General features: G+C 69.2%; 12 protein-coding genes. 10 read left to right on the top strand and 2 right to left on the bottom strand.

What is annotated here, in order from left to right; all coding sequences use genetic code 11:
• Nucleotides 1-88 precede the first annotated feature (88 nt).
• The 9 genes from ACFWF3_RS10745 (at nucleotide 89) to ACFWF3_RS10705 (ending at nucleotide 7,702) form a co-directional block, all read left to right on the top strand.
• Nucleotides 89-1,387 (top strand): magnesium transporter MgtE N-terminal domain-containing protein, encoded by a 1,299-nt coding sequence (locus ACFWF3_RS10745; RefSeq protein ID WP_378993386.1) that lies wholly within the window; start codon nucleotides 89-91, stop codon nucleotides 1,385-1,387.
• On the top strand, nucleotides 1,384-1,974 hold the full coding sequence (locus tag ACFWF3_RS10740; RefSeq protein ID WP_378993385.1) for a DUF1003 domain-containing protein: 591 nt from the start codon (nucleotides 1,384-1,386) through the stop codon (nucleotides 1,972-1,974). Before ACFWF3_RS10745 ends, ACFWF3_RS10740 begins: the two co-directional genes overlap by 4 nt.
• A gap of 135 nt (nucleotides 1,975-2,109) precedes the next feature.
• On the top strand, nucleotides 2,110-3,450 hold the full coding sequence (locus ACFWF3_RS10735) for a lytic transglycosylase domain-containing protein (RefSeq protein WP_379313445.1): 1,341 nt from the start codon (nucleotides 2,110-2,112) through the stop codon (nucleotides 3,448-3,450).
• A 96-nt stretch (nucleotides 3,451-3,546) separates the two neighbouring features.
• Nucleotides 3,547-4,410, top strand: coding sequence for a lytic transglycosylase domain-containing protein (locus tag ACFWF3_RS10730; protein WP_378993381.1), 864 nt, complete (start codon nucleotides 3,547-3,549; stop codon nucleotides 4,408-4,410).
• Nucleotides 4,411-4,483: 73 nt separating this feature from the next.
• Entirely contained in the window at nucleotides 4,484-5,620 is a 1,137-nt protein-coding gene (locus ACFWF3_RS10725; RefSeq protein ID WP_378993380.1) for an Mrp/NBP35 family ATP-binding protein, read from the top strand.
• 37 nt (nucleotides 5,621-5,657) lie between these two features.
• A complete protein-coding gene (locus ACFWF3_RS10720) occupies nucleotides 5,658-5,972 on the top strand; it encodes a DivIVA domain-containing protein (RefSeq protein WP_379313444.1) in 315 nt (104 codons plus the stop codon).
• The gene (locus ACFWF3_RS10715; RefSeq protein ID WP_378993379.1) at nucleotides 5,969-6,601 is read left to right on the top strand and encodes a DNA-3-methyladenine glycosylase I; all 633 of its coding nucleotides are present in this window, start codon (nucleotides 5,969-5,971) and stop codon (nucleotides 6,599-6,601) included. The genes ACFWF3_RS10720 and ACFWF3_RS10715 overlap by 4 nt, the downstream gene beginning before the upstream one ends.
• A 106-nt stretch (nucleotides 6,602-6,707) precedes the next feature.
• Nucleotides 6,708-6,875 carry a DUF3117 domain-containing protein gene (locus ACFWF3_RS10710; RefSeq protein WP_011211259.1) on the top strand — a complete coding sequence of 56 codons (168 nt, stop codon included), beginning with the start codon at nucleotides 6,708-6,710 and terminating at the stop codon, nucleotides 6,873-6,875.
• Nucleotides 6,872-7,702 (top strand): putative RNA methyltransferase, encoded by an 831-nt coding sequence (locus ACFWF3_RS10705; protein WP_379313449.1) that lies wholly within the window; start codon nucleotides 6,872-6,874, stop codon nucleotides 7,700-7,702. Before ACFWF3_RS10710 ends, ACFWF3_RS10705 begins: the two co-directional genes overlap by 4 nt.
• A gap of 1 nt (nucleotide 7,703) precedes the next feature.
• Here ACFWF3_RS10705 and glgA read toward each other — a convergent pair whose 3' ends face one another.
• Entirely contained in the window at nucleotides 7,704-8,870 is a 1,167-nt protein-coding gene (gene glgA, locus ACFWF3_RS10700) for a glycogen synthase (RefSeq protein ID WP_379313447.1), read from the bottom strand.
• Nucleotides 8,871-8,980: 110 nt separating this feature from the next.
• Between glgA and glgC the strand changes: the two genes are divergently transcribed.
• Nucleotides 8,981-10,198 carry a glucose-1-phosphate adenylyltransferase gene (gene glgC, locus ACFWF3_RS10695; protein WP_378993377.1) on the top strand — a complete coding sequence of 406 codons (1,218 nt, stop codon included), beginning with the start codon at nucleotides 8,981-8,983 and terminating at the stop codon, nucleotides 10,196-10,198.
• On the opposite strand, the gene ACFWF3_RS10690 is transcribed toward glgC, so the two are convergent.
• On the bottom strand, nucleotides 10,195-10,503 hold a 309-nt coding region (locus tag ACFWF3_RS10690; RefSeq protein WP_379313441.1), incomplete at its 5' end, for an O-methyltransferase. The genes glgC and ACFWF3_RS10690 overlap by 4 nt on opposite strands.

Genomic DNA, 10,503 nt, shown 5'->3' with positions numbered 1-10,503 from the left:
ACCCGGCACTGCGAGCACCGAACGACGTGGCTTCATGAGGAGTGCCTCCTGACTGGTGCGGCCGTCCCCGACCGATAGCCTGATGGTCATGGCAACCACCAGGGTGTATGTCGCCCGGCTCGCCGGCCTGACGGTGCTGGGTCCGGACGGGGAGTCTATCGGCCGGGTCCGCGATGTGGTCGTCGCCGTCCGGCACGGACGCCAGCCGCCGCGTGTGCACGGACTCGTCGTCGAATTGCTCACCCGGCGACGCATTTTCGTGCCGATGCTGCGGGTCACCGCGATCGAACCCGGCATGGTCACCCTCAATACCGGGACCGTGAGCCTGCGCCGCTTCGCCCAGCGCCCCGGCGAACGCCTGGCCATGGCCCAGATCCTCGATTCGCCGGTACGCGTGAACGACCCGGATCTGCCGGACCTGGCCGATATCGACGTGCTCGTCGCCGACCTCGGGATCGAGCAGACCAGGACAAGGGATTGGATCGTCAGCCGGGTCGCGGTACGCGGGCATCGGCGGATCGGGCGCAGGCGCTCGGTGCACGTGGTCGAGTGGTCGCAGGTCGACGGGCTCACCCCGGCCGAGGTGGACCGGCCCGGCCAGGACGTGACCACCCTGCTCACCCAGTTCGAGGGGCTGCGCGCGGCCGACGTGGCGCACCGGTTGCGTGAGCTGCCGGAGAAACGTCGCATCGAGGTGGCGATCGCTCTCGACGACGAACGCCTCGCCGACGTGGTCCAGGAACTGCCCGACGACGACCAGGTCGACCTGCTCGGCCATCTCGAGGTGCGCCGCGCCGCCGACGTGCTCGAGGCGATGGACCCCGACGACGCCGCCGACCTGCTCGGCGAACTGCCCGAAAGCGAAGCCGAATCGCTGTTGGCCCTGATGGATCCCGAGGAATCCGAACCGGTGCGCCGACTGCTCGCGCACTCCCCCGACACGGCGGGCGGTCTGATGACGCCGAAACCGGTCGTCCTCGGGCCCGCGACGACCGTCGCCGAAGCGCTGGCCCGGGTCCGCGACCCCGACCTCACGCCCGCGCTGGCCTCGATGGCCTTCGTCGTGCGACCACCCACGGCCACGCCGACCGGCCGCTACCTGGGCTGTGTGCACATTCAGCAGCTGCTGCGGGAACCGCCCGCGCACCTGGTGGGCGGGATCGTCGACAGTGACCTGGCGCCGCTGTCACCCGACCTGCCGCTCTCGGCGGTGACCCGCTATTTCGCCACCTACAACCTGGTGTGCGGGCCGGTGGTCGACGCGGAGAACCATCTGCTCGGCGCGGTGACCGTCGACGACGTCCTCGATCATCTGCTGCCCGAGGATTGGCGCGAAGAAGAGCCTCCGGCGCTGCAGCAGGTCGAGGCGAGCGGGAGCACGGCATGAGTGAGAAGAATCCGGCGCGGCAACGCTTGGAGACGCCGGTCGGGTCGCGCTTCCGCTTCGACTGGGATTCGGACGCGTTCGCGCAGGCCAGTGAGCGCGTCGCCCGGTTCCTCGGCACCGGGCGCTATCTCGCGATCCAGACGGTGATCGTGATCGTGTGGATCCTGCTCAATGTGTTCGCGGTGGCGCTGCGCTGGGATCCGTACCCGTTCATCCTGCTCAACCTGGCCTTCTCCACCCAGGCCGCCTATGCGGCGCCGCTGATCCTGCTGGCGCAGAACCGGCAGGACAACAGGGACAAGGTCTCGCTCGAAGAGGACCGGACCCGGGCCGCGCAGACCAAGGCCGATACCGAGTTCCTCGCCCGCGAACTCGCCTCGCTGCGGCTGGCGGTGGGCGAGGTCGCCACCCGCGACTACCTGCGGCGTGAACTGGAGGAGATCAAGGACGTGCTCGACCGCATCGATGCGGTCACCACGCCCGACGGCGCGCCGAAGCCGGACAAAAAGCGAAAAGCGGTCCGCAAGAAAACCTCCGGTCAAACGGCCTCTTCCGCCCCGATTTCGCCTGGTGCTCCAGATGTATGACCGGAAATGCTCAACAACTTCCTGACCGGTAGGTAACCTGGATCACGTTGTTCCGGGTGGGCCGGAGGGGGACTCTGCGGCCTGCCGCTTTTCGACGAAAAGGGTGTGGCCGTGCGAATTTCTGCTCCGATAACGATGTCGGCCCTTGTAGTCGCAGGTCTGGTCGCCTCCGGGTCCGGGGTGCACACCAGCGACCCGAGCACCGCGCCGACCGCACCGGAGGCCCTGCTGGCGGCCACGGCGAGCACCGCCGAGGACACACCCGAAACCGATCCGTCCGAGATCGTCGGCCTGCTGCCGGTCGCGCAGGAGGCGCCGCGCCGGTTGCGCGCGCTCAACGCCAACACCGCCGCACCCTTCGCGGGAACCGTTCCGCTGCAAAGCATTTCGCTGCCAACGGGCAGCGGCGCACTCGGCATCCCGGAGATCGTGCTCGCCGCCTACCGCAACGCCGAGCTGGCCATGGAATCCGCGCAGCCGGGCTGCGGGCTCACCTGGAACCTCCTCGCGGGCATCGGCCGGATCGAATCCGGACACGCCAGCAGTGGCCGCACCGACGCCGCCGGTACGACGACGACGCCGATCTTCGGCCCCGCGCTCGACGGCACCCTGCCCGGCAACGAGGTGATCAAGGAAGCCGACGGCGGTTTCGTGCGAGCCCTCGGGCCGATGCAGTTCCTGCCGAGCACCTGGGCGCACTACGCCGCCGACGGCAACGGCGACGGCGCCTCGGACCCGCACAATGTCTTCGACGCGGCGCTGGCCGCGGGCAAGTACCTCTGCTCGGGCGGCATGAACCTGCGCGAGGCGGCCCAGGAGTTGCGGGCGGTGCTGCGCTACAACAACTCGATGTCCTACGCGGCCAACGTGCTGAGCTGGTCGGCGGCGTACCGGACCGGCGGCGCGCCGAGTCAGGTGGCCATCTCGCCGGAGATCATCCCGCCGGGCAGCGGTCCGTTGGTGGCGCCCAATGTGCTGGCGGCCTCGACCAACACGCCCACGCCCACCACCACGCCCACCCCGACGACGCCGAAGGTCACCACGCCCACACAGGTGATGATCACGCTCCCCGGTCTGCCACCGATCCCCTGCGGGATCTTCTGCCCGGCGCCGGTCGCACCGCCCGAGACGTGCGTGAGCGAGCCGCTGCCCGCGCAGATGCCGAACCCGCTCGCACCCGAGCCGCAGCCCGCCGACAAGCCCGCCGAGCAGACCTACGGCGCTGCGGCGCCGAAGGATCCGGCCGCACCCGAGCAGCCGGTGGTCGAGCCCGCCGCGTGTACCCCGGCGACGGTCGCACCCACGGAGACCCCGGCACCCACCACACCGGAGAAGACACCGGAACCGGGTGTCGCCCCGGCCGAGGAGCCCGCACCCGCCGAGCCCGCGCCGGTGGCGCCCACCCAGCAGCCGGGCATCACGCTGCCGTTCGGCATCGTCATCCCGCTGCCGCCCGCCCCCGCACCGGCCCCGTAGAAATCAAACCGAAATACAGATCACGGAGGGGTAACAAAAAGGTCTCGGGTGCGGTAATCTCTTCTCATCCAACACGGTTGAGGAGGGCACCACACAGTGGGTCGTCATCGGAAACAGCCTGCTACGACAGTTCGCCGTAGCTCGCTCATCGCACTGACCGGATTGGTCCCCGCTGGACTGGTTGCCGTGACCGCGGCCGCCACCGAGGCGACCACGGCAACCAACGCAGCTGTCGAGCACGACCTGCTGCCCGGCGCCGAGCCGGAGGCTACGGCCGATCTGGTCTCGTCGCCCCAGGCCGACATCGCCGAGATCGTCCACGCGGAAGCGCGCCAGTCCCCCTCGGCCGCACCGGTCGTGAAAACCGTTGCACTGCCGGATGATCGCGCGTCCGCCGATCTGCCCGCGGGTCCGCTCGGTATTCCGGGCATCGCCGTTGCCGCCTACCAGACCGCCGAACAGCAACTGGCCGTGGAGAACCCGCACTGCGGGATGTCCTGGTCGCTGCTGGCGGGCATCGGCCGCGTCGAATCCACCCACGCCTACGGCAAGGCCGACGCGCAGGGTAACCCGATCAAGGCGGTCTACGGGCCCGTCCTCGACGGCAGCCTCTCCGGCAACAATGTCATCCACGACACCGACGGCGGCGACCTCGACGGCCTCGGCGGCTACGACCGCGCCATCGGCCCGATGCAGTTCCTGCCCGAGACCTGGCACCGCTACGCCGCCGACGGCAACGCCGACGGCATCGCCGACCCCCAGAACCTTTTCGACGCGGCCCTCACCGCGGGCCGCTACCTGTGCGACGGCGGCCTGAACATGCGCGACCTCTCCCAGCAGTCGAAGGCGATCCTGCGCTACAACAACTCGATGGCCTACGTCGCCAACGTGATGGCCTGGTCGGGTTCCTACTCCAGCGGCCTCGCCCCCAAGCCCCAGGACCTCCCCCGAATCCACTAGGAAGCGGGCCTACCGGCCAGCGACTGTCGTCCCCGGATCGTCGACCGATCCGGGGACGCATAACATCGGGGGTATGTCAGTGATTACGGAAGCGGATGTGCGGGCGGCGCTCGCGAAGGTCGACGACCCGGAGATCCGCAAACCGATCACCGAGTTGGGGATGGTCAAGTCCATCGCCATCGCCGACAGCGGTGACGTGCACATCGAGATCTACCTGACCACCTCCGGGTGCCCGTTGCGGACCGAGATCGTTCAGCGGGTCACCAAGGCCGTCGCGGATGTCAACGGCGCGGGGGCGGTGACCGTCGATCTCGATGTGATGAGCGATGAGCAGCGCACCGAGCTGCGCAAGTCCCTGCGTGGCGATTCGGCCGAGCCGATCATCCCGTTCGCCCAGCCCGGCTCGCTGACCCGCGTCTACGCGGTGGCTTCCGGTAAGGGCGGCGTCGGCAAGTCCAGCGTCACCGCCAACCTCGCCGTGGCTCTGGCCCAGCGTGGACTGTCGGTCGGTGTGCTCGACGCCGATATCTACGGCCACTCCATCCCGCGCATGCTCGGCTCCGACGCCAAGCCCACCCAGGTCGAGCGGATGATCATGCCGCCGGTGGCGCACGACGTGAAGATGATCTCGATCGCGCAGTTCACCCAGGGCAATACCCCCGTGGTGTGGCGTGGTCCGATGCTGCACCGCGCGCTGCAGCAGTTCCTCGCCGACGTGTTCTGGGGCGACCTGGACGTGCTGCTGCTCGACCTGCCGCCCGGCACCGGCGACGTCGCAATCTCCCTCGCCCAGCTCATCCCGAGCGCCGAGATCCTGGTCGTCACCACCCCGCAGATCGCCGCCGCCGAGGTGGCCGAGCGTGCGGGTGCGATCGCCCTGCAGACCCGCCAGCGCATCGCCGGGGTCGTGGAGAACATGTCCTGGCTCGACCTGCCGGATGGTTCACGCATGGAGCTGTACGGCTCCGGCGGCGGCCAGGTCGTCGCCGACCGCCTCACCCGCGCCGTCGGCTCGAATGTGCCGCTGCTCGGCCAGGTCCCGATCGAGCAGGCCCTGCGCGAAGGCGGCGACGACGGCAACCCGATCGTGCTCTCCGACCCGGCGAACCCCGCCGCCGTCGCCCTGCTCGGTATCGCCGACAAACTCGCCGTCCGCAAGCGCGGCCTGGCAGGCATGTCACTGGGAATCGATACCACCCGTCATCTCTGATTCGGGACTTGTCAGTGGCGTTGCCTAGGCTGGCTTCATGCTGACGCTGCTTCTATACGTGCTCATCGTCGGGTTGGTCGCGGCGATGCTGTTCCTCGTCGCCAGTGCGGTATTCGGGCGGTCCGAGGAGCTCGGGCCCTTACCCGAGGGGACCACCGCTACCGTGCTGCCCGCCGACGGCGTCACGGGGGCTGATGTGCGGGCGTTGCGATTCCAGCAGGTGGTGCGCGGGTACAAGGCCGGCGAGGTCGACTGGGCGCTGGGCAGGCTGGCCGAGCGGATCGACGAACTCGAGTTCGAGCTGGCGCAGGCTAGGCAGGCGCAGGTGGCGGCGGGCCAGGATCGCGGGTGAGCGAGCTCGCCGACGACGGCCTCGTGCGCTGCGACTGGTCGACCGGCTCGCAGCTGTACCGCGATTACCACGACACCGAATGGGGTCAGCCCCTACACGGTGACGACGCCATGTTCGAACGGCTCTGCCTCGAGGCCTTCCAGTCCGGGCTGGCCTGGATCACCGTCCTGCGTAAGCGGCCCGCCTTCCGCAGCGCGTTCGCCGGTTTCGAGATCGCGAAGGTCGCCGAGTTCGGCGATCACGACCGCGCGCGGCTGCTGGCCGACGCGGGCATCGTGCGCAACCGCGCCAAGATCGACGCGGTGATCAACAACGCCCGGGTTGCTCGCGACCTGCCGGTGAGCCTGGACGAGCTGCTGTGGTCGTTCGCACCCGCGCCACGCCCACGGCCGGCCTCGATCGAGAATGTGCCCGCCACCACACCCGAATCCATTGCTCTGGCAAAGGAATTGAAGCGCCGAGGGTTCGCTTTCGTCGGCCCGACGACGGCGTATGCCCTCATGCAGGCAACCGGCATGGTGGACGATCACCTGGATGTTTGCTGGGTGACAGCGGTACCGAACGGAACCGACTCCGCAGTCACATTTCGCACTCAGGTGTCCGCCCGCGACGGCAATAGGGAAGAATAGGACCGGTGTGGCCCGCCGAACACCCGGCGAGCCCGCTGGTTGGCGACAACCGGCAGACGAGAAAACAGTGCGCAGAACCACCGCGCAGATCTGGAGGGAGCAGAGGATGGCGGCCATGAAGCCCCGTACCGGGGACGGTCCCCTCGAAGCAACCAAGGAAGGTCGTGGAATCGTCATGCGGGTTCCACTCGAGGGTGGCGGGCGTCTGGTCGTCGAACTCACACCGGACGAGGCTGCGGCGCTCGGTGACGAACTGAAGAGCGTCACCAGCTGAATGCGCTGACCGAGGTCGCCGCACTTCTGGCCTGCCCGGAGTGCGGCGACGAGCTGCAACCGCACGATCGTGCGCTGCGATGCGGTACCGGTCACAGCTTCGACATCGCCCGCCAGGGCTATGTGGGACTGCTGACCGGCGCATCGACGAAAATGACCGGCGACACCGCCGACATGCTCGACGCCCGCGCCGCTTTCCAGGGTGCGGGCCATTTCGCCCCGATCGCCGCGGCGATCGCTCGTGCCTTCGACACCGCCGCGACGGTGCTCGAAATCGGGGCGGGCACGGGCTACTACCTCGCCGACGTGCTCGACGCGCATCCCGATGCCCTCGGCATCGCCTTGGACGTGGCCAAGCCCGCCGCCCGCCGCGCCGCCCGGGCGCACCCGCGCGCGGCCTCCGTGCTGGCCGACGCCTGGCGTGGCCTGCCACTGCGCGAGGACGCCGTCACCGGCGTGCTCTCGGTGTTCGCCCCGCGCAACCCCGCCGAGGTCGCCCGCGTCCTCGCGCCCGGCGGACGCTTCGTCGTCGTCACTCCCACGGCGCGTCATCTGGGCGAGCTGATCGGCCCCCTCGGCATGGTGGGCGTCGATCCGGACAAGGACCGGCGTCTGGCCGACTCGCTCGCCGGTGCGTTCGCCCGTGCCGAGCACACCCTCGTCGAGTTCCCGATGAAGCTGTCTCGCACCGATGTCACCCGTGTCGTCGCGATGGGCCCGTCGGCCTTCCACCGCACCCCCGCCGACGATCCACGCATCGCGGCACTCTCGGACACCACCGAAGTGACGGCGTCGGTCACCGTGTCGACCTATCTGCCGAACCGCTGACCTAGCGCAACACACTTCGGTACACGTCGAGCGTGTGCTCGGCGATCCGCGCCCAGTCGAACTCCGCGATCGCCCTCGCCCGCCCGGCCTCGCCATAGCGCACCGCCAAGGCCGGATCCCCCGCGACCTCGTTCACCGCGGCGGCGAGCCCGCGCTCGTACTCCCCGGTCGCCTCGGGGTCGTAGTGCACCAGACGCCCGGTGGCCCCGTCGTCGACCACCTCCGGAATCCCGCCGACATCCGAGGCCACGACGGCGGTCGCGCACGCCATCGCCTCCAGATTCACGATGCCCAGCGGTTCGTACACCGACGGGCACACGAAGACCGACGAGGCGGACAGGATCTGGCGGACCTGCTCGGCGGGAAGCATCTCCTTCACCCAGAAGACGTTGCCGCGCTGCCGCTGCAATCCGTCGACGGCGGCGGCGACCTCCACCTCGAGTTCCTTGGTATCGGCCGCACCCGCGCACAACACCACCTGGATGTCGGGGGCGAACGAGGCGGCCGCGGCGAGCAGGTGCCCGACGCCCTTCTGCCGGGTGATCCGCCCGACGAAGGACACGATCGGCAGGTCGGCGCGCACGCCGAGCCGCTCGAGCACCGGCGCCTCGTCGGCGGCGGGCGGGCCGGGGTGCCACACGCTCGCGTCGATACCGTTGTGCACCACATGAACTCGATCGGGGTCGATCGCGGGATAGGCGTCGAGCACATCGTGGCGCATGCCTTCGCTGACCGCGATCACCGCGTCGGCGTTCTCCATCGCGTTGCGTTCCGACCACGACGACAGCCGATACCCGCCACCGAGCTGCTCGGCCTTCCACGGCCTGCGCGGTTCCAGCGAATGCGCGGTGAGCACATGGGGGATCCCGTACAGCATGGCGGCGAGATGGCCGGCCAGGCCCGCGTACCAGGTGTGCGAATGCACCACGTCCACGCCGCCGGCCGCGTCGGCCATCCGCAGCTGCGCCGACATCATCTGCAACGCGGCGTTGGCGGCGTACAGCTCGGGGTCGGGGCGATGCACCACAGCACCGGCGCGCGGCGCGCCCATGCAGTGCACGGTGACGTCACAGAGCTCACGCAATCGGGAAGTGAGTTCGGTGACATGTACTCCCGCACCGCCGTACACCTCGGGGGGATACTCCCGGGTCAGCATCGCCACCCGCAGCGCTTGCGCTGGAGTCTGCTCGCTGTCGGTGCCATCACTCACCGGTCCAAATTAGACCCTCGGGTCGACATGGGCCACCGTAACCTCGCTGGCCCTGTACTTTGAGCAGGGTGAGGAGCCAGCCGCACGTACTCGGGATCGTGCTCGCCGGTGGCGAGGGCAAACGACTGTTTCCACTCACGGCCGACCGCGCCAAGCCGGCGGTTCCGTTCGGTGGCGCCTACCGGCTCATCGACTTCGTGTTGAGCAACCTCGTGAACGCGGGATACCTGCGCCTGTGCGTGCTCACCCAGTACAAGTCGCACTCACTCGATCGCCACATCTCCCAGACCTGGCGGCTGTCCGGCTTCACCGGTGAGTACATCACCCCGGTGCCTGCCCAGCAGCGTCTCGGGCCGCGCTGGTACACCGGCAGCGCCGACGCGATCATGCAGTCGCTCAACCTGATCTACGACGAGGATCCCGACTACATCGTGGTGTTCGGCGCCGACCACGTGTACCGGATGGATCCGGAGCAGATGGTGGCCAGCCACATCGCCTCGGGTGCCGGCGTCACCGTCGCGGGGATCCGGGTGCCGAGGGCCGAGGCCAGCGCGTTCGGCTGCATCGACTCCGACGAGTCCGGCAAGATCACCCAGTTCCTGGAGAAGCCCGCGCACCCGCCGGGTACCCCCGACGACCCGAACGTGACGTTCGCGTCGATGGGCAACTACGTGTTCACCACCCGCGTGCTGGTCGACGCCATCCGCGCCGACGCCGAGAACTCCGATTCCGACCACGACATGGGCGGCGACATCATCCCGAAGCTGGTCGCCGACGGCAAGGCCGCCGTCTACGACTTCGCCGACAACGACGTCCCCGGCGCCACCGAACGCGACCGCGGCTACTGGCGCGACGTCGGCACCATCGACGCCTTCTACGAGGCGCACATGGACCTGGTCTCGGTGCACCCCGTCTTCAACCTCTACAACAAGCACTGGCCGATTCGCGGCGCGGCGGAGAACCTGCCGCCAGCGAAGTTCGCGCAGGGCGGGCTCGCCCAGGAATCGATCGTCGGGGCAGGCTCGATCCTGTCGGCGGCCACGGTCCGCAATTCGGTGCTGAGCTCGAACGTGGTGATCGAGGACGGCGCGACAGTCGAGGGCAGTGTGTTGATGCCCGGTGTGCGGATCGGGCGTGGCGCGGTGGTGCGCCACGCGATCCTGGACAAGAACGTGGTGGTCGGCGAGGGCGAGATCATCGGCCTCGATCTCGACCGCGACCGCGAGCGTTTCGCCGTCAGCAACGGCGGTGTGGTCACCGTCGGCAAGGGGATCTGGGTCGGTTAGCCCCGCGAGGCGCAGAGCAGACCGTCACCGATCGGGATCAGCACGCTGGTGAGCTCGGGGTTCTCGGCGATCGCCCTGGTCGCCGCGCGCACGGCCTGCGTCGCCGGGTCACGCTGTTCCTGGTCGGGCACCCGCCCGCCGAGTAGTGCGTTGTTGAGGATGAACGCGCCACCCGCACGCAGCAGCCGCACGCCCTGTTCGACGTAGTGGGGGTGTTCCATCGGCGCCGCGTCGATGAAGACCAGGTCGTAGGAGCCATCGGCCAGCCGGGGCAGCACGTCCAGCGCGCGCCCGTTGATCAGGCG

Source organism: Nocardia sp. NPDC060220, assembly GCF_042727815.1.
Classification (GTDB): domain Bacteria; phylum Actinomycetota; class Actinomycetes; order Mycobacteriales; family Mycobacteriaceae; genus Nocardia.
This window is presented reverse-complemented; position numbering and strand designations above follow the sequence as displayed.